Genomic DNA, 18,457 nt, shown 5'->3' on the forward strand with positions numbered 1-18,457 from the left:
GAGCCTAACCTAACCTGAGTGGATCCACCAGTTCCGGGACGGTTCCCGGCCGGGAGGCGCGTCACACGTCGTGTTCGTCGGCCTCCGGGACCACCATGGGCGCCCCCGTCACCGGGTCCGGGACCACGCGGGCGTGCAGGCCGAACGCCCGCTCGAGGACGGCCGGGGTGAGGACCTCGGCGGGTGTGCCGTCGGCCACGACACCGCCGTCGTGGAGGACGACGAGCCGGTCGGAGTAGCGCGCGGCCAACGTCAGGTCGTGCAGGACCATCACGACCGTGGAGCCCTGCTCCCGGTTGATCCGTCGGACGAGCCGGAGGACGTCGAGCTGGTGCGCGAGGTCCAGGTAGGTCGTCGGTTCGTCGAGCAGGAGCGTGTCCGCCCGCTGCGCCAGCACCAGGGCGATCCAGGCCCGCTGGCGCTGTCCGCCGGACAGGCTCGCGACGTCGCGGTGCGCCACGTCGGTCAGGCCGGTGGCGGCGATGGCGTCCTCGGCCACGGCAGCGTCCTCGGCGGTCCACGGGCGGGCCCAGGACTGGTGCGGGTTCCGGCCGCGCATCACCAGGTCGAGCACGCTCGTCCCGGCCGGGGCGAGGGGTGACTGCGGCAGGATCGCGAGCTTCCGCGCGACGGCCCGGTTCGGTTCCTTCCGGATCGGCGAGCCGTCCAGGAGCACCTCGCCGGCCTGCGGCTTGAGCACGCGGCCGAGCGCCTTGAGGAGCGTCGACTTGCCGCACCCGTTCGCACCGAGGAACGTGGTCACGGTGCCACGCTCGATCGTCAGGTCGAGGTCCCGGATGACCGCGGTCCGGTCGTAGCCGACGGACAGAGCACGGGCCTCCAGGACGGGGGCGGCGTGCTCGCGAGCAGCGGCTGGCGTCGCGGGCGCGACCGAGGGGGTCGTCGTGGTCATCGGGACATCTCCTTGCGGTGACGGATGAGGAGCCAGATCAGGTAGGGGGCGCCGATCACGGTCGTGACGATGCCCACCGGTACCTGCCAGGGGAAGGCCGAGCGGGCGAGCAGGTCCGCGCCGAGGACCAGGACCGCGCCGAGCGCTGCCGACAGCAGCAGTGGCGGCCGGTTCGTCCCCGCGATCCGCAGCGCGATCTGCGGGACCACGAAGGCGACGAAGCCGACCGGGCCGGCGGCCGCGACCGCAGCGGCGGTGAGCACGACCGCCAGCCCGATCACGAGCAACCGGTGGCGCTGGACGCCCAGGCCGACGCCGGTGGCGACCTCGTCGCCGAGTTGCCCGATGCCGAGTGCGGCCGAGGTCGCCAGGGCGATCGGCACCCCGACCGCGGCGATCACCAGCAGCGGCCACACCGTCGTCCACGAGGTGCTCGACAGACTGCCGACCAACCACTGTGACGCGGCCGTGGCCTGGGTGATCTTCGCGCGGACGAGCAGGTAGCTCGTCACGGCGTCGAGCGTCGCACTGACCCCGATGCCGACCAGGATCAGCCGGTGGCTCTGCACGCCGCCGCGCCAGCCGAGACCGTAGACGATCGTCGCCGCGACCAGGGCACCGATCGTCGCGGCGACGGGGATGCCGCCGCCGAGGACCAGCGCGCTGACCGAGGAACTGCCGCCGCCGAGGACGACCGCCGCCACTGCGCCGACGCTCGCGCCGGAGGTCACGCCGATGATGTCCGGCGTCCCGAGCGGGTTGCGGGTGAAGGTCTGCGTCAGGGCTCCGGCGACCGCGAGCGTCAGGCCGACGAGTGCACCGGTCAGGACGCGGGGGAGGCGCAGGGTCGACACGATGAACTGGTCCGGCCCGGACTCGAGGCCGAGCAGGGCGCGGACGACGGTGCCCGGGGCGATGAACGTCGAGCCGATCGCGACACCGAGGACGACGAGCAGCAGTGCCGCGACGACCGCGATGACGGAGGTGGTGAGGACGCGGGGGCGCCAGGCGAGGCCGACCGGGCCGATCCGTATGCCGCGACGGGGGGCGGTGGCGGTCGGCGTGGGACCCGGCGTCGGCGCGGGCGCGTTCGTGGGCGTGCCGGTGTCGACCCGCGTGGTGGCGCTCACAGTGAGACCAGCGATCGGCGGCGGGCGACGGCGACGAACACCGGACCGCCGATGACGGCCAGGACGATGCCGACCTCGACCTCGGCGAACCCGCCGATCAGCCGCCCGACGACGTCCGCGGCCAGGACGAGCACGGCCCCGAGCAGTGCCGACGCCGGCAGGGTCCACCGGTGACCGGTCCCGACCACGGCGCGGGCGACGTGCGGCACGGTCAGGCCGACGAAGGCGATCGGACCGGCCGCGGCGGTGGCGCCGGCGGCCAGCAGGGTGATGCCGCCGAGGCCGACGAGCCGCGCGGTGAGCAGGTCCTCGCCGAGGCCCTTCGCCAGCTCCGACCCGAGGCCGAGTGCGTCGAGGGCGCGGGTGTTCCAGATCGCGAGCACCAGGCCGACGGCCATGAACGGCCATGCCGCAGCGAGCACGTCGAGCTGCCGACCGGACAGGGACCCGACGACCCACAGGCGGTAGGCGTCGAGGGAATCCTGGTCGGTGAGCACGATGAAGGACGTCAGCGCGCCGAGCAGGGCGGACACGGCGGCCCCCGCCAGGGCGAGCGGCACCGGGCTGGCGGTCCCGCTGCCGGCGACGGTCACCGAGAAGACCACGACGCTCGCGACGACCGCGCCGACGAGGGCGAACCAGACCGAGGCGCTGGTGCTCGTCACGCCGAACACGAACGCGCCGAGGACGACCGCCAGGCCGGCGCCCGCGGAGACGCCGAACAGGCCGGGGTCGGCGAGGGGGTTCCGGGTGTGCCCCTGCATGAGCAGGCCCGCGATCCCGAGCGCGGCACCGACGCTCGCGCCGATCAGGGTGCGCGGGACACGGGAGCCCCAGACGATGGCCTCGTCGGTCCCCGATCCGGTCCGGGTCAGGCCGGCGAACACCCGGTCGGCACCGATGTGGTTGCTGCCGAGGAGCATGCTCGCGACCGCCGCGGCGAGGACCAGCACGGCCAGCCCGAGCAGCACCGCCACACGACGTCGGGCCGTCCGTCGGTGCACCCCGGAGGCGCCGATCACCGCTCCGGGCAGGGCGGCCGGCGCGGTCGGGACAGCGAGGGGAGGGGGTGGCACGGAAGCCATATTAGGTTAGCCTTCCCTCATGGCGAAGATCCCGCGGCTGATGCCCGAGAACCCGCGGCTGTTCCGGGCGAGTGTCGTCCGCACCGAACGGCACACCCCGTCGATCCACCGCGTCACCATCGCGAGCGACGAGATCCGCGCCTTCCCGTTCCTGGGCTTCGACCACTGGTTCCGCCTGTTCCTGCAGCGCCCCGAGCAGGACACCTTCGTGATGCCCGAGATCGACGGCGCCAAGTGGTGGCCGCAGTACCTGCGCATCCCCGAGGCCTCGCGCCCGCACTGCGCGAACTACACCGTCGCCGGGCACCGGCCCGAACTCGGCGAGATGGACATCGACTTCGTGGTGCACACCACCGCAGACGGCCAGCTCGAGGGCCGCGCCGCGATCTGGGCCTGCGCCGCCCGCCCCGGCGACGAACTCGCACTCCTGGACCAGGGCTGCATCTTCGACTGCCCGGACGACGCCAGCGAGGTCGTCATCGCCGCCGAGGAGACCGGCCTCCCCGCCGTCGTCGGCATCGCCCGGTCCCTGCCGCGCGACACCATCGGCCGCATCATCCAGGAGGTCCCCTCGGCGCTCGACATCCGCGACCTGGACGCGCCCGTCGGGGTCACCGTCACCTGGCTCGTCCGCGGCGACGCCCACGCGGTGCCCGGACGTGCGGCGCTCGCCGAACTGCAGCGGCACGTGCCCTGCGACGACCTCGGCTACGCGTTCGTCGTGGGGGAGTCCCGGCTCGCCACCGAGGGCCGCCGCCACCTGCACCGAGCGGGGCTGCCGAAGTCGCGCATCACCTTCTCGGGGTTCTGGAAGCACGAGGCGCGCCAGCCCGTCCTCGCCTGACGGACCGACCCCGCCCCGCGTATCCTCTCGCCATGAGCTGCCGCCTGAGCGAACTGGTCCTGAACTGCGACGACCCCGAGGCCCTGTCCCGCTTCTGGTGCGCCGTCCTCGACTACGTCGAACTCGGCAAGGACGAGGACGGCATCGAGATCGGCCCCGCCTCCGGCTTCGGCGGCGCGACGCCGACGATCATCCTGTCCCGCGTGCCGCACGCGAAGACACAGCCCCTGCGCCTGCACATCGACGTCAACCCGGTCGACCGCGACCAGGACGCCGAGCTGGAACGGCTGCTCGCGCTCGGTGCCCGCCCGGCGGACGTCGGGCAGACCGGCGAGGAGTCGTGGCACGTGCTGCAGGACCCGGAGGGCAACGAGTTCTGCCTCCTGCGGTCACGGCTCGCGCCGCTCGCCGGCTGACGGAACCGGTTCCACCAGGCGTGGACCGCACCCACGACGGACGGGAGGCTCCCCACCAGCTGGTGGGGAGCCTCCCGTCCGTCACGTGGTCCGGACGCGTCGTCCGGGCCGGACCTCAGCCCTTCAGACCCGAGCCGGTGACACCCTCGACGATCTGCCGCTGGAAGATCAGGTACAGGATGATCAGCGGCAGCGCCGCCAGGATCGCACCCGCCTGGATGTCCGCGTAGCGCTGACCGAAGCTGCCCTGGACCGTGGCGAGCCCGACCGGGATCGTCATGAGGTCCGGGTTCGACAGCACGAACAGCGGCAGCAGCAGGTTGTTCCAGACCCCGACGAAGGTCAGGATCGTCACCGCGGCGATCACCGGACGCGACAGCGGCAGGATGACCGACCAGTAGATCTTCCAGATGCCGGCGCCGTCGATGCGGGCTGCCTCTTCCAGCTCCTTCGGGATGCCGTCGAAGAACTGCTTGAAGATGAACACCGCGATCACGGCGGGCACCTGCGGGAAGATCACCGACCAGTAGGTGTTGAGCAGGTTGACCGCGTTGAGCTCCTGGAAGATCGGGATGATCAGGACCTGCGTCGGGATCATGATGCCCAGGATGATGAGCAGGAACGCGATGTTCCGACCGCGGAACACGAGCCGGGACAGAGCGAACGCCGCCATCGACGCGAAGATCACCGTGAGCACCGCGGTGACGACGCTCGTGATGCCGCTGGCCAGGTACCAGTTCCAGATGTCGCCGGACTGGAACAGTGACGCGTAGGAGTGCAGCGTCGGGTTCCAGTTCGACAGGATCGACTTCGCGCCGAGCGCTGCCACGCCGTTGTCGGACAGCGAGGTCTTCAGCGCGAACAGGCTCGGGATGAGCCAGATGATCGCGAACACCGTCAGGACGACGGCCGACGCGATCGTGAAGCCGCGGCCGCTGACACCGATCTTCGCGGCGCTCGTGGGAGCGGCCGAGGAGACGCCGGTGCGGAGCTTGGCGCGTCCGGTGGTGATGCTCTCGGTGGCGGTCATGTCAGGCTCCGATCTCACGCTTGGCGGCAGCGCGCTCGACGAGCTGCCGGATGACCGCGATGGCGACGATCACGATGAACAGCAGGACCGACGCAGCCGAAGCGGCGCCGAGCCGGTTGTCGGTGAACCCGACACCGGTGATGAGCTGCAGCGAGACCTGGGTCGAGATGCCCGGGCCGCCGTTCGTCATCAGGTACACCTGGTCGAAGATCTTCAGGCTCGCGATGATCTGCAGCAGGATGACGAGCGTCGTCGTGCGACCGAGCAGCGGCAGGGTGATCGACTTGATCTGCTGCCAGTTCGAGGCACCGTCGACGGCGGCGGCCTCGTACAGCTCGCGGGGGATCTCCTGCAGGCCGGCCAGGTACAGCACGAAGTTGAAGCCGAGCGTCCACCAGACCGTGGCGATGGCGACGCCGATCATCGCCGTGTTCGGGCTGGACAGCATGCCGGAACCCGGGGTCAGACCGATCGCGGACTGGATCGTCGCGAACAGGCCGGTGGCCGGCGTGAAGATGAACACCCAGATCAGCGAGATCGTCGCGGACGGCAGGATGAACGGCAGGAAGAACGCCAGGCGGAAGAACCACTGGCCCTTGTTCATCCGGTTCGTCAGCACCGCGAAGACGAACGCCAGGATCACCAGCGGCGGTGTCGTGTACAGCGTGAACTGCAGCGTGTGCCAGAGCGAGGACCAGAAGTCGGAGCGTCCGAGCATCTCGGCGTAGTTCGCGAACCCGGCGAAGCTGCCGAGCCCGGTGCGGACGGTCGATGTGTTGAAGAAGCTCGTGACGATCATCCAGATCGTCGGGCCGAGCAGGAAGGCCACGTAGAACAGGCCGAAGGGGGCGAGGAAGAGCCACCCGCTGCGGCCCTGCCCGCGGGTGAGACTGGTCCGGTATGAGCGGCGCGGCCGCGGCGCGAGGGTCGCGTCCGTCGGCCGGTCGAGAACTGGTGCTGTGGTCACGTCATCGTGCCTTTCGCGCGGTGTTCACGTCGTTCGTGGTGTGCAGGTGGCCGGTGGTCGCGTGCCCGGTCACAGCGGGCTCGGGGTGTTCAGGTAGGTGGCCAGCTGGCTCTTGATCGCGCTGAGTGCCTGCGCGGGACTCGAGCTGCCCTGCTGGACGAGTGCGAGCTGTGCGCCGACCGTGCCCTCGAAGGTGGAGCCCGACCCGCCGTACCAGGCGGCGTCGTCGAAGACCGCGGTCTCGGCGGCGGCGGCGTAGTTCGACTGCGGCTTGAGGTCCTTGTACTGGGTGCTGTCGAACGTGGGCATGTAGGCCGGGACGTGCCCGCCCTCGGCCCAGGTCAGACTCTGCTCGAGCATCTGCTTGATGAACAGCATGGCGGCCTTCTTCTGCGCCGGGGAGCGGTCCTTCTTCGGCAGGATGAACGTGTGCGAGTCGGCCTGGGTGGCGGGTTTGTCGTAGAGCGTCGGGATCGGCGCCATGCCGAACTTCAGCCCCTTGATCGACTGGGCGGTGCTGATCTCCCACTCGCCCTGCATGAAGAAGCCGGCCTTGCCGTCGAACATCAGCGACTGTGCGGTGGCGTAGTCCAGGGCCTTGTTCATCCAGCCCTGCTTCACCCACTTCTGCGTGCGGCTGGTGACCTCGTTGTAGGCGTCCTCGTTGACGGTGAGCTTCCCGCCGCCGTCGCTGATGAACGGTGTCGCGCCGTTGATCTGGTTGTACATCGTCCAGAAGAACCGCCACGGAGTCGCGGTCTCGGGGACGACGTTCGCGACGTTGAGCGCGGTGCCGCCGGTGACCTTCGACACGGCCGCCAGCGCGCTCTCGAACGCGTCCATGCCGTCGAGGCTCTTCAGCTCGCCGTTGCTGTCGAGCAGCCCGGCCTCCTGGCAGACATCGACGTTGTAGAACAGCACGAACGGGTGCGTGTCGAGCGGGATCGCGATGTTGGCGCCGTCGGTCTTCTGCGCGGCCCAGGCCTTCTGGTTGAAGTCGCTCGCCTTCAGTCCCACGCCGGCGAGGTCCTCTGCCGTGATCGGGTCCAGCAGGTCGCCGTCCCAGAGCGGCTTCGCCCGGGTCAGGTGGGCGATCGCGACGTCCGGCGGCTTGTTCCCGACGGTCGCGAGTGTCAGCTTCGAGTAGTACGGGTTGCCCCAGGCGAACGTGGTCGCCTGCAGGGCGGACGAGCCGCCGTGCTGCTTGGCGTAGCCGTCCTCCATCGCCTGCATGCGGACACCGTCGCCACCACCGAAGAGGTTCCAGAAGACCAGGGTCTCGGGATTGAGGGCACTGCCGGCGAGACCGGCCGAGAGCGGGCTCGAGCACGCGGCGAGGGGGAGGACCGTTGCGGCCGCCGCTCCGGCGGCGAGCAGGCTCCTGCGGGTGAACGTTGACCCGCGGAGGGGTGGGACGGATCGGTTCGGCATGGCATCACTCCATCGGGACGGGCCGAAGCGGGACTCCATCCGGGTGGACGTCGTCCCGATCGCGGGGCGTCGGTGCCCCGTGAGCGCTCACGTTAGCGCCGCGCCGACCTGCGCGCCAGCCCTTCCGTCCCGTGTCGACACCCGATACCGTTTCCCGTAGGTGAGCGCTCACTTCCGTGACACCGCGGAACACCCGTGCTCGACGCACAGCCTGATCGAAGGAGATCCATGCCCCGCACACACCTCGTCCTCGACTCCGCGTTCACGGTGGGCCCCGTGCGACGCCGACTGTTCGGCGGCTTCGTCGAACACCTCGGCCGCCACGTCTACGACGGCATCCACGAACCCGCGCACGAGTCGTCCGACGAGCACGGCTTCCGCAAGGACGTCATCGAACTCGTCAAGGAGCTCGGCGTCACGACCATCCGCTACCCCGGCGGCAACTTCGTCTCCGGCTACAAGTGGGAGGACGGCGTCGGCCCGGTCGAGCAGCGTCCCCGCCGACTCGACCTGGCGTGGCACTCGACCGAGACGAACGAGGTCGGCCTGCACGAGTTCCAGCAGTGGCTCGACTCGGTGGGCTCGGAGCTCATGCTCGCCGTGAACCTCGGCACCCGCGGGGCCGCCGAGGCCATCGAGTTGCTCGAGTACGCGAACATCCGGGGTGGCACCGCCCGCTCCGAGGAGCGTAAGGCCAACGGCCGCGAGGAGCCCTTCGGCATCACCATGTGGTGCCTCGGCAACGAGATGGACGGCCCGTGGCAGCTCGGCCACAAGAACGCCGAGGACTACGGCAAGCTCGCCGCGATGACCGCCAAGGCGATGCGGCAGATCCAGCCCGACCTCGAGCTCGTCGCCTGCGGGTCCTCCGGAGCGTCGATGCCGACGTTCGGCGAGTGGGAGCGCACCGTCCTCGAGCACGCGTACGAGGACGTGGACTACATCTCGGCGCACGCCTACTACGAGGAGGACCAGGACCTCACCTCGTTCCTCGCCTCCGGCGCCAACATGGACCACTTCATCAAGACGGTGACGACCGCCGCGGACCACGTGCAGGCGCACAAGGGCTCCGACAAGCGGATCGACATCTCGTTCGACGAGTGGAACGTCTGGTCGATCACGAAGTGGGAGGCGATGGCCAAGACGTTCACCCTCGAGGACTGGCCGGTCGCCCCGCGCCTCCTGGAGGACGTCTACACCGTCGCGGACGCCGTCGTCCTCGGCGGGCTGCTCATCTCGCTCCTGCGGCACGCCGACCGAGTCGCGTCGGCGTCGATCGCGCAGCTCGTCAACGTGATCGGCCCGATCATGACCGAGCCCGGTGGCGAGGCCTGGCGGCAGACCACGTTCTTCCCGTTCTCGGTCACCTCGCGCCTGGCCCATGGGACCTCGCTCAACGTCGTCGCCTCGGGTGACACCGTCGACGGCGGGAAGCACGGCACCGTCCCGGTCGTCGATTCGGCCGCCACGGTCGAGGACGGCCGCGCTGCGGTGTTCCTCGTCAACCGCCACCAGACCGAGAGCACCACGGTCACCATCGACCTGTCCGGGCTCGACGTCGACGGTGACGTGCACGCGGAGGGCATCTGGGACGATGACCTGCACGCCGTGAACGACCTGTCGAACACCTCCCGGGTCGGACTGCGGACCAACGAGTCCGTCCGCCGCGAGGGTGACACGATCACGATCGAGCTGCCGCCGGTCTCCTGGACGGCGCTCTCGATCGGGTAGACGCCTCGGCGCGCGCTGCGTGCGGCGAGCGTCGAGTGAGCAGAGGACGCCGGGTCCCTTCGGGGGCCCGGCGTCCTTCTCGTGTGGTGCCGCAGCAGTCCGGTTCGAGAAAGCGACAGATGTGCGCGTCTCGTCGGCCGCTTTCTGTCGCTTTCGCGCGCACAACCGCCTGCCCCGCCTGCCGCTCCGTCGGCCAGCCGGGAGGCACGTGGCGGGCCCGCACCGCGCCTCCCGGCAGCGACATGGGCGCGGAAGCGACACATGTGCGCAGGCGGACCGCGGCGATCTGTCGCTTTCGCGGACTGGACCGGCGGCCGCCAGCCCGCCGGTGCCGGCCGTGCCGCCGCGGCTAGCGCGGCGCCGGCGCGGCCGTGCTCGCGCGCACGACGAGCCGCACCGGCACCAGGTCGGTCGCCGCCGTGGCGGCACCGCCCTCGATCTGCCGCAGGAGGGTGGCGACCGCGCGGCGCCCGACCTCGTCGAAGGACTGGTGCACGGTGGTGAGCGGCGGCCAGAACGAGTCCGACTCGGGGGAGTCGTCGAAGCCGACGACGCTGAGCGTGGACGGGACGGCGCGGCCGACCTCGTGGCAGGCGCGCAGGACCCCGAGCGCGGTCTGGTCGTTCGCCGCGAACACCGCGGTGATCTCGGGGCGACGGGCGATCTCGAGGCCGGCCCGGTAGCCGGACGACGTGCTCCAGTCGCCCTCGAGCACGGGTGGGACCGTCCGTCCGGCTGCGGTGAGCGTGGCACTCCACGCGGCCTGTCGCCTCGCCGCCGAGTACGACGACGCGGGGCCGGCCACGTGCCAGACCGTGTCGTGCCCCAGGTCGAGCAGGTGCTGGGTCGCCAGTCGGGCACCGTCGGCCTGGTCGGTGTCGATCGCCGGGTGGTCGGTCGTGCCGGTGGAGTCCACGACGACCATCGGGACACCGTCGGGCAGTTCGACCTCGGCGGTGTCGATCACGTGGGACTCGATGATGATGACCACGCCGTCGACGGCCTGTTCGTGCAGGCGGGAGAACGCGGAGCGGACGCCCTCCTCGGTCCGCGATGCCATCGGCAGCAGCGTGATGGTGAAGTCGGCGACCCCTGCGGCGTCGGCGATGGCCTCGAGCGTGCGCATGTTGCCGTAGGACGCCAGGGTGAACATGATCACGCCGATGGTCCGGAACCGTCCGGAGCGCAGGGCCCGCGCGGCACGGTTGGGGCGGTAGCCGAGCTCGGCCATCGCCTGCTGGACGCGGGTGCGGGTCTCGGGGCTGACGTTGTCGAAGCCGCGGGCGACCCGGGAGACGGTCTGCATCGAGACACCGGCAGCCTCGGCCACGGCGGCGAGCGACGGGGCGCGGCGGGCGGAGGCCGCAGCGTCCGTGGTCGTCGAGATGGTCACACGCAGCCTTCCTCGGAACGGTTCGGGTCGGCGCCTGCGCACGGCCACTCCTGCGAACGCTAGTGCATGTTGACGTTGCCATGCTATGGTCGCCAGCGTTCGATGTTGACGTCAACATCAGGCCGGTCGCAGCACGACCACCGGCGCTGGGAGACCCGTCGACGTCAGTCAGGACACGACGAAGGAGTCACATGAGCACGCTCACCGCGCGGAGCCCCGAGGCCGCGCCGCGACGCACGGGCACCACGCCCGCACCGCGTCGCCGTGGGAAGCCCCGGGGGCGGATGACCGGCTGGCTCTTCGTCGGCCCGTTCGTCGCCGTCCTCGTCCTGATGCTCATCGTCCCGATCGGCTACGCCCTCTGGCTCAGCCTGTTCCGCGACCAGCTCATCGGCGGCAACCAGTTCGTCTGGTTCGCCAACTACGTCCAGCTCTTCCAGGACGCCAAGTTCTGGTCCGGCTTCGGACGGGTCGCGATCTTCCTCGTCGTGCAGGTGCCGATCATGCTGGGCCTCGCCCTCGTCGCCGCCCTGGCCCTCGACAGCGCCCGCCTCTGGGGCACCGGGTTCTTCCGCATCGCGGTGTTCCTGCCCTACGCCGTCCCCGGGGTCGTCGCAGCCCTGATCTGGGGCTTCATCTACGGCAACCAGTTCGGCCTGACCGGAGCGGCGAACGACGCCCTCGGCATCGACCTGCTGCAGCCGTTCAGTTCGTCGTGGGTCCTCACGAGCATCGGCAACGTGGTCACGTGGGAGTTCCTCGGCTACAACATGCTGATCTTCTACGCCGCCCTCCGCACCGTCCCCGCCGACCTGTACGAGGCCGCCGAGCTCGACGGCGCCGGCCCGATGCGCACCGTCTTCTCGATCAAGCTCCCGGCTCTCCGCGGCCCGATGGTCATCGCCACGATCTTCTCGATCATCGGCAGCTTCCAGCTCTTCAACGAGCCGAACCTGCTGAAGACCCTCGCCCCGAACGTCATCGGCAGCGCCTTCACGCCGAACATGTACGCCTACTCGCTGTCCTTCAGCGGCCAGCAGTTCAACTACTCCGCCACCGTCGCGATCGTCATGGGCGTGATCACCGCAGTCATCGCCTACGTCGTGCAGGTCCGCGGCACCCGACAGGAGAACCGATGAGCACCCTGCAGCACCCCGCCACCGGTCCCGCCGGGCCGGCCACGGTGACCGAGGCGACCACGACGCAGGGTGACCCGCGCGAACGCCGCACCCGAGCCTCCCGGAAGGCTGCGCAGCCCGTCGACGGACGCAGGGTGAAGCGCTCCGGTCTGCTGACCGCGGTCATGGTCGTGTTCGTCGTCTACTCGTTCGCGCCGCTGTTCTACCTGCTGGTGAACAGCACGAAGACGCAGGCGTCACTGCTCTCCACCTTCGGCCTGTGGTTCGGCGGGGACTTCAACCTGTGGCAGAACATCGTCGACACGCTCACCTACAACGACGGCATCTTCGTCCAGTGGCTCGGCAACACACTGCTCTACGTGGTGGTCGGTGCCGGGGGAGCGACCCTGCTCGCGACGGTCGCCGGCTACGGCATGGCCAAGTTCCAGTTCCCCGGCCGTCGCGCGGTGTTCGCCATCGTCCTCGGCGCGATCGCCGTCCCGGGCACCGCCCTGGCCGTCCCGACCTTCCTGCTCTTCTCGCAGGTGGGCCTGACGAACACCCCGTGGGCGATCATCCTGCCCTCGTTGATCAGCCCGTTCGGCATGTACCTGATCTGGACCTACGCGGTCGAGGCGATCCCCACCGAACTCATCGAGGCCGCCCGCATGGACGGTGCCGGCGAGTTCCGGATCTTCTTCACCATCGCGTTGAAGCTCCTGGCACCCGGTGTCGTCACGGTCCTGCTGTTCGCGGTCGTCGCCACCTGGAACAACTACTTCCTGCCGCTCATCATGCTGAGCGACCCGAAGTGGTACCCGCTGACCGTCGGTTTGAACCAGTGGAACGCGCAGGCCACCGGCTCCGGTGCGCAGCCGATCTACAACCTCGTCGTCACCGGCTCGCTCCTCACGATCATCCCGATCGTGGTGGCGTTCCTCTTCCTCCAGCGCTTCTGGCAGTCCGGCCTCGCGGCCGGGTCCGTCAAGGCCTGATCCCGCCCTCCGGCCCCGGTCAGCAGCACCGGACCCCGGCCGGGAGGCACGGCGCGGCCCCGCGGGGACCGCACCGGCACCGAGCAGTCCCTCCTCCACGAAGAAGCACCTTCTTCACGATGAAGTGAAAGGCACCACCATGCAGAAGCGTCTCCGGCGCGGGCTCAGCGCCCTCGCCATCGGCGTCACCGCCGCGATGGCCCTCGCCGCCTGCGCGTCCGGCGGCTCCGGCTCCGGCGGCTCGGCCTCGGACATCGACAAGGCCCTCGATCAGGGCGGCACCCTGACCTACTGGTCGTGGACCCCCTCCGCGAAGGACCAGGTCGCCGCGTTCGAGAAGGCCTACCCGAAGGTGAAGGTCAAGCTCGTCAACGCCGGTACCGGCGCCGACCAGTACACGAAGCTGCAGAACACCGTGAAGGCCGGCTCGGGCGCCCCCGACGTCGCCCAGGTCGAGTACTACGCGCTCCCGCAGTTCGCCCTCTCCGAGTCGCTGCTCAACCTGTCCGACTACGGCTTCGGCGACCTGAAGAGCAAGTTCGCGGCGAGCACCTGGAACTCGGTCTCGATGGACGGCAAGGTCTACGGGCTGCCCCAGGATTCGGGCCCCATGGCCATGTTCTACAACAAGAAGGTCTTCGACGAGTACGGCATCGAGGTGCCGAAGACGTGGGACGAGTACGTCGCAGCCGCCAAGAAGCTGCACCAGGCCGACCCCGAGAAGTACCTGGCGGCCGACTCCGGCGACGCGGGCTTCACCACGAGCATGATCGCCCAGGCCGGCGGCACCCCGTTCACCACCGACGGTGACGAGGTGACGATCAACCTGCAGGACGAGGGCACCAAGAAGTGGACCAAGACCTGGGACGAGCTCGTCGAGCAGAAGCTCCTGTCCAAGACCGTCGGCTGGACGGATGACTGGTACAAGCAGCTCGGCAACGGCCAGATCGCCACGCTGATCACCGGCGCCTGGATGCCCGGCAACCTCGAGGCCAGCGTCGCGGACGCCAAGGGTGACTGGCGCGTCGCCCCGATGCCGACCTACGACGGCGGCACCGCGGCCACCGCGAACAACGGCGGCAGCGCCGAGGTCGTCATGAAGCAGTCGAAGAACCCGGCCCTCGCCGCCGGCTTCCTCAAGTGGCTGAACTCGTCGAAGGCCTCGACCAAGGTCTTCATGGAGTCCGGCGGCTTCCCGTCCACCACCGCCGACCTCGAGTCGTCCGCGTTCCTCGACGAGAAGCCGGACTACTTCGGTGGCCAGCAGATCAACAAGGTGCTCGTCGACGCGTCCGAGGCGTCGGACAACGACTTCACCTACCTGCCGTACCAGGTGTACGCGAACAGCGTCTACGCCGACACCGTCGGGCAGTCGTACGAGAAGGGCACGTCGCTCGAGTCGGGTCTGTCCGCCTGGCAGGACGCCCTCGTGAAGTACGGCAAGGACCAGGGCTTCACGGTCTCGACCAAGTAGCCCCACCACATCGACGCGGCCGTGCGGGTTCTCCGCACGGCCGCGTTCCCACGAGACGCGTCGCCACCAGACGTGTTCCCACCAGAAAGACGTGACATGCGCTTCGCCATCGGCGACACCGACTTCCTGCTCGACGGGCAGCCGCACCGGGTGCTCTCCGGTGCGATCCACTACTTCCGCGTCCACCCCGACCTGTGGGCCGACCGGATCCGCAAGGCCAAGCTCATGGGTCTGAACACCGTCGAGACCTACGTCGCGTGGAACGCGCACGAGGCCACCCCAGGCACCTTCGACTTCGCCGGAGGGCTCGACCTCGGCCGGTTCCTGGACCTCGTCGCCGCCGAGGGCATGCACGCCATCGTCCGGCCCGGCCCCTACATCTGCGCCGAGTGGACGAACGGCGGCCTGCCGTTCTGGCTGTTCACCGACCGCACGGTCGGGATCCGCCGCGACGAACCGCAGTTCCTCGCCGCGGTCGGCCGCTACCTCGACGCCCTCGCCCCGATCCTGGTTCCGCGGCAGATCGACGCCGGCGGCCCGATCGTGCTCGTGCAGGTGGAGAACGAGTACGGCGCGTACGGGTCCGACCCCGTCTACCTCGAGAAGCTCGAGCGCATGCACCGCGACATCGGGCTCACCGTGCCGTTCACGAGCGTCGACCAGCCGATGGGCTCGATGCTCGAGGACGGGTCGCTGCCGTCGCTGCACAAGACCGGCTCGTTCGGCTCCCGCTCCACGGAACGTCTCGCACGCCTCCGCCAGGCGCAGCCGACCGGCCCGCTGATGTGCTCCGAGTTCTGGGACGGCTGGTTCGACAGCTGGGGCGAGCACCATCACACCACCTCGGCCGCAGCCTCGGCGTCGGACCTGGACGACCTGCTCGCCGCTGGCGGCTCGGTGAACGTCTACATGTTCCACGGCGGCACGAACTTCGGGTTCACCAACGGCGCGAACGACAAGGGCGTGTACCGGCCGATCGCGACGTCGTACGACTACGACGCCCCGCTCGACGAGGCCGGTCGCCCCACCGAGAAGTTCCACGCCTTCCGGCAGGTCATCGCCCGTCACGCTCCGGTCCCCGACCTGCCCGCGTCGATGCAGCCCGGCGGGTCCGGTCGGCTCACGACGGACGCCGTCGCCCGCCTGGAGGCACGCCCCACCCCCGCCTCGGACGTCGCCGTCCGCCTGGACCGCGTCCTCCCGCTCGCCGGCCTCCTGCCGACGATCACGTCCTGGACCACGCACGAGACGCCGCCGACGTTCGACGAGTTGGGCGCCGCCTCCGGGTTCGTCCTGTACCGGACGGAGGTCGACCTGCCCGAGGGTGGCGTGCTGACCGTCGCCGAAGAGGTCCGCGACCGTGCCCTCGTCCGCGTCGACGGTCGGACCGTCGGCGTCCTGGAGCGGGAGCACCACGACCGTGCCATCGCCCTGCCACCGGTGACGGGCCTCCTGGAACTGCTCGTCGAGGACCAGGGACGCGTCGACTACGGGCCGCGCATCGGCGAGCCGAAGGGACTGATCGGAGCGGTCCGGATCGACGACGACGTCCTGTCCCGCTGGACCGTCTCGCCCCTGGCACTCGACCCGGTGCCGGAGGACGCGCTCGACGCCCTGCGGACCGCGGCGACGTCGGCGGGGGAGACCCTGGCCGGTCCGGCGTTCGCCATGGGGTCGTTCGACCTGGCCGAGAGCGGCGCGGACCTCGACCGCTACCTCGCGCTCGACGGGTTCCGGAAGGGCGTCGCCTGGGTCAACGGGTTCTGTCTCGGCCGGTACTGGTCACGAGGCCCACAGGCGACGCTCGCCGTCCCCGGACCCGTGCTCCGGCCCGGACGGAACGAGGTCGTCGTCTTCGAGGTGCACGCATCGGCGTCCCGGACCGTCTGCATGTGCGTCGAGCCGGCGCTCGGGCACACCGAGGCCTGACCCGCCTGCACCGCGAACGGCCCCGGGGGCACCCGGGGCCGTTCGTCACGTCGTGGTCAGCCGATGTCGGTCAGCAGGTCGGTTCGGGCACGAGCACCGCGATCCGGCCGACGCGCACGACCGGGACACCGCCGCGGTCGCCCAGTCGTTCGCCGGCGAAGCGGACGAGCACCCCGGGTTCGGTCCGCTCGGCCTCGACGAGTGCGGCGGCCTGGGCGGGTGTGACCAGGAGCTCCCACGGACGGCGGACCCCGGCGCTGTCCTCGGAGCAGAGTTCCAGCAGGACGCCGACCCTGGCGCCGGCCGGGCCGCCGGCCGTGCTCGTGCCGGTGCGCAGCCCCACCAGTGCGCCCGTGTGTGTGACGATGTCGTTCATGGTCCCCCTCGTTCCTCGGCGTCCTCGCCGCGACGAGCCTACGGCCGCGAGGATCCCTCGCGCCTCATCCGGAAGGTGGGGAACCGTCCGAGCCACGTCCATCGGACGGGTGACCGGCGGTCGCACCTTCCGCCGGCCGTCGTGCGGCTTCGGCTGACGGGTGTCGTCGGTCACGGCGACTCGTCGAGCCGGTCGAGGTCGGCGAGGGCCTGCTCGGCCTGCGCGATCCGCTCGGGCACTGGTCGGGTCCACCACTCGGGCCCGCGCTCGCCGAGTCCGTGCTTGGCGAGGCCGTTCCGGTCTCGGGCCCGGGCGACGGCGTCCTCGTCCCCGGCCCGCTTCGCCAGTTTCACCCCGTTCCGGCCGCGGCCGAGGTGGGACCGGAGCCGAGCGGCGAGGTCCTCGGGGAGCGCCGGGTCGATCCGCCGCCACCGCCGACCGCCCACGACGAAGAAGTGGTCATCCTCCACACCGGCGGTCATGCTCCGAGTCTGCCCGAGCGACGTCCGAGTTGTCGGTGGTGACGGGTAGAACGGAGGGCGATGACCGACTCCCGCGTGCGCCCCCTGCTCGACGTCACGCGTATCTACGCCGAGACCGCGGCGCTCGAACTGCCGCGCGGACAGGAGATCATCGGGCGCTGGCCGGACGCCGAGATCGTCCCGGTCGCGTCGCACTGGCAGATCCCCGAGGTGCACGGCGACGAGCGCAACGTCGCCCGGTGGGTCCGGATCAAGACCGAGGCGCTCGTGCTCGGCGTCAAGAAGTCGATCGTGACGCGCCCGAACGGTCGCTCGGCGGACTTCATCGCTCCCTCGACCGCGAACGGCTGTGCGATGGCGTGCGCGTACTGCTACGTCCCCAGACGCAAGGGCTACAGCAACCCGATCACGGTCTTCGCGAACATCGAGCAGATCACGAAGCACCTCGCCCGGAACATCCACAAGCAGGGTCCGAAGACCGAACCGAACCAGTGCGACCCGGACGCATGGGTCTACGACATCGGCGAGAACAGCGACTGCTCGGTCGACGCGATGCTCAGCGACAACGTGCGCGACCTCTGCGATCTCTTCCGGATGACGCCGACGGCGAAGGCGTCGTTCGCCACGAAGTACGTCAACCGCGACCTGCTCGACTGGGACCCGATGGGCCGCACCCGGATCCGGTTCTCGCTCATGCCGCACGAGACGGCGAAGGTGACCGACATCCGCACCTCGCCGATCGCCGAACGGATCGCGGCGGTCAACGACTTCGTCGAGGCCGGGTACGAAGTGCACCTGAACTTCTCGCCCGTGATCCTCACCCCGACGTGGGAAGCGGACTGGGCCGCGATGCTGCGGGAGGTCGACGACGTGCTGTCCCCGGCCGCGAAGGCGCAGCTCGCAGCCGAGGTCATCTTCCTCACCCACAACGAGCAGCTGCACGAGGTGAACCTGGGCTGGCACCCGAAGGCGGAGGACCTGCTGTGGCGGCCCGAGTTGCAGGAGCAGAAGCTCTCCCAGAACGGTGCCGTCAACATCCGGTACCGCGCAGCGATGAAAGCGCAGCACATCGAGCGCTTCCGACAGCTCGTGGCCGACGACCTGCCGTCCTGCCGGATCCGGTATGCCTTCTGACGTGTACAC

Annotated in this window: 17 protein-coding genes; 8 read left to right on the forward strand and 9 right to left on the reverse strand. The window is 70.1% G+C overall.

What is annotated here, in order from left to right; all coding sequences use genetic code 11:
- Positions 1-61: 61 nt before the first annotated feature.
- Genes DEJ25_RS05715 through DEJ25_RS05725 form a run of 3 tightly spaced genes read right to left on the reverse strand, consistent with a single transcriptional unit; the run spans position 62 to position 3,119 of the window.
- Positions 62-913 carry an ABC transporter ATP-binding protein gene (locus DEJ25_RS05715; protein WP_110904331.1) on the reverse strand — a complete coding sequence of 284 codons (852 nt, stop codon included), beginning with the start codon at positions 911-913 and terminating at the stop codon, positions 62-64.
- A complete protein-coding gene (locus tag DEJ25_RS05720; RefSeq protein ID WP_110904332.1) occupies positions 910-2,043 on the reverse strand; it encodes an iron chelate uptake ABC transporter family permease subunit in 1,134 nt (377 codons plus the stop codon). The genes DEJ25_RS05715 and DEJ25_RS05720 overlap by 4 nt, the downstream gene beginning before the upstream one ends.
- The gene (locus DEJ25_RS05725; RefSeq protein ID WP_258366280.1) at positions 2,040-3,119 is read right to left on the reverse strand and encodes an iron ABC transporter permease; all 1,080 of its coding nucleotides are present in this window, start codon (positions 3,117-3,119) and stop codon (positions 2,040-2,042) included. The genes DEJ25_RS05720 and DEJ25_RS05725 overlap by 4 nt, the downstream gene beginning before the upstream one ends.
- A 28-nt stretch (positions 3,120-3,147) precedes the next feature.
- Between DEJ25_RS05725 and DEJ25_RS05730 the strand changes: the two genes are divergently transcribed.
- Both DEJ25_RS05730 and DEJ25_RS05735 read left to right on the forward strand, forming a co-directional pair.
- Positions 3,148-3,972 (forward strand): siderophore-interacting protein, encoded by an 825-nt coding sequence (locus tag DEJ25_RS05730; RefSeq protein ID WP_111044047.1) that lies wholly within the window; start codon positions 3,148-3,150, stop codon positions 3,970-3,972.
- Between the two features lie 32 nt (positions 3,973-4,004).
- A complete protein-coding gene (locus tag DEJ25_RS05735; RefSeq protein WP_110904335.1) occupies positions 4,005-4,388 on the forward strand; it encodes a VOC family protein in 384 nt (127 codons plus the stop codon).
- 115 nt (positions 4,389-4,503) lie between these two features.
- On the opposite strand, the gene DEJ25_RS05740 is transcribed toward DEJ25_RS05735, so the two are convergent.
- The 3 genes from DEJ25_RS05740 to DEJ25_RS05750 form a co-directional block, all read right to left on the reverse strand.
- Positions 4,504-5,418, reverse strand: a complete 915-nt coding sequence (locus DEJ25_RS05740; RefSeq protein ID WP_110904336.1) for a carbohydrate ABC transporter permease — start codon at positions 5,416-5,418, stop codon at positions 4,504-4,506.
- Position 5,419: 1 nt separating this feature from the next.
- Positions 5,420-6,385: a carbohydrate ABC transporter permease gene (locus tag DEJ25_RS05745; protein ID WP_110904337.1), complete on the reverse strand. Its 966-nt coding sequence runs from the start codon at positions 6,383-6,385 to the stop codon at positions 5,420-5,422.
- A 69-nt stretch (positions 6,386-6,454) separates the two neighbouring features.
- Positions 6,455-7,816: an extracellular solute-binding protein gene (locus DEJ25_RS05750; protein WP_111044048.1), complete on the reverse strand. Its 1,362-nt coding sequence runs from the start codon at positions 7,814-7,816 to the stop codon at positions 6,455-6,457.
- A 228-nt stretch (positions 7,817-8,044) separates the two neighbouring features.
- On the opposite strand from DEJ25_RS05750, the gene DEJ25_RS05755 reads away from it, so the two are divergent.
- Positions 8,045-9,547, forward strand: coding sequence for an alpha-N-arabinofuranosidase (locus DEJ25_RS05755; protein WP_111044049.1), 1,503 nt, complete (start codon positions 8,045-8,047; stop codon positions 9,545-9,547).
- Positions 9,548-9,896: 349 nt separating this feature from the next.
- Here DEJ25_RS05755 and DEJ25_RS05760 read toward each other — a convergent pair whose 3' ends face one another.
- A complete protein-coding gene (locus DEJ25_RS05760; RefSeq protein WP_375334540.1) occupies positions 9,897-10,934 on the reverse strand; it encodes a LacI family DNA-binding transcriptional regulator in 1,038 nt (345 codons plus the stop codon).
- A gap of 197 nt (positions 10,935-11,131) precedes the next feature.
- On the opposite strand from DEJ25_RS05760, the gene DEJ25_RS05765 reads away from it, so the two are divergent.
- The 4 genes from DEJ25_RS05765 (at position 11,132) to DEJ25_RS05780 (ending at position 16,456) form a co-directional block, all read left to right on the forward strand.
- Complete coding sequence (locus DEJ25_RS05765) at positions 11,132-12,079, forward strand: carbohydrate ABC transporter permease (RefSeq protein ID WP_111044050.1); 948 nt, start codon at positions 11,132-11,134, stop codon at positions 12,077-12,079.
- Positions 12,076-13,053: a carbohydrate ABC transporter permease gene (locus DEJ25_RS05770; protein WP_110904342.1), complete on the forward strand. Its 978-nt coding sequence runs from the start codon at positions 12,076-12,078 to the stop codon at positions 13,051-13,053. Before DEJ25_RS05765 ends, DEJ25_RS05770 begins: the two co-directional genes overlap by 4 nt.
- Positions 13,054-13,192: 139 nt before the next feature.
- Complete coding sequence (locus tag DEJ25_RS05775) at positions 13,193-14,527, forward strand: sugar ABC transporter substrate-binding protein (protein ID WP_111044051.1); 1,335 nt, start codon at positions 13,193-13,195, stop codon at positions 14,525-14,527.
- A 96-nt stretch (positions 14,528-14,623) separates the two neighbouring features.
- The gene (locus DEJ25_RS05780) at positions 14,624-16,456 is read left to right on the forward strand and encodes a beta-galactosidase family protein (protein WP_111044052.1); all 1,833 of its coding nucleotides are present in this window, start codon (positions 14,624-14,626) and stop codon (positions 16,454-16,456) included.
- 70 nt (positions 16,457-16,526) lie between these two features.
- Here DEJ25_RS05780 and DEJ25_RS05785 read toward each other — a convergent pair whose 3' ends face one another.
- Both DEJ25_RS05785 and DEJ25_RS05790 read right to left on the reverse strand, forming a co-directional pair.
- Positions 16,527-16,832, reverse strand: a complete 306-nt coding sequence (locus tag DEJ25_RS05785) for a hypothetical protein (protein WP_110904345.1) — start codon at positions 16,830-16,832, stop codon at positions 16,527-16,529.
- A 170-nt stretch (positions 16,833-17,002) separates the two neighbouring features.
- On the reverse strand, positions 17,003-17,314 hold the full coding sequence (locus DEJ25_RS05790; RefSeq protein WP_111044053.1) for a biopolymer transporter Tol: 312 nt from the start codon (positions 17,312-17,314) through the stop codon (positions 17,003-17,005).
- Positions 17,315-17,374: 60 nt separating this feature from the next.
- Between DEJ25_RS05790 and DEJ25_RS05795 the strand changes: the two genes are divergently transcribed.
- Complete coding sequence (locus DEJ25_RS05795) at positions 17,375-18,448, forward strand: spore photoproduct lyase family protein (protein ID WP_111044054.1); 1,074 nt, start codon at positions 17,375-17,377, stop codon at positions 18,446-18,448.
- Positions 18,449-18,457: the final 9 nt, after the last annotated feature.

The sequence above is a fragment of the Curtobacterium sp. MCPF17_011 genome (genome assembly GCF_003234145.1).
Lineage (GTDB): Bacteria > Actinomycetota > Actinomycetes > Actinomycetales > Microbacteriaceae > Curtobacterium.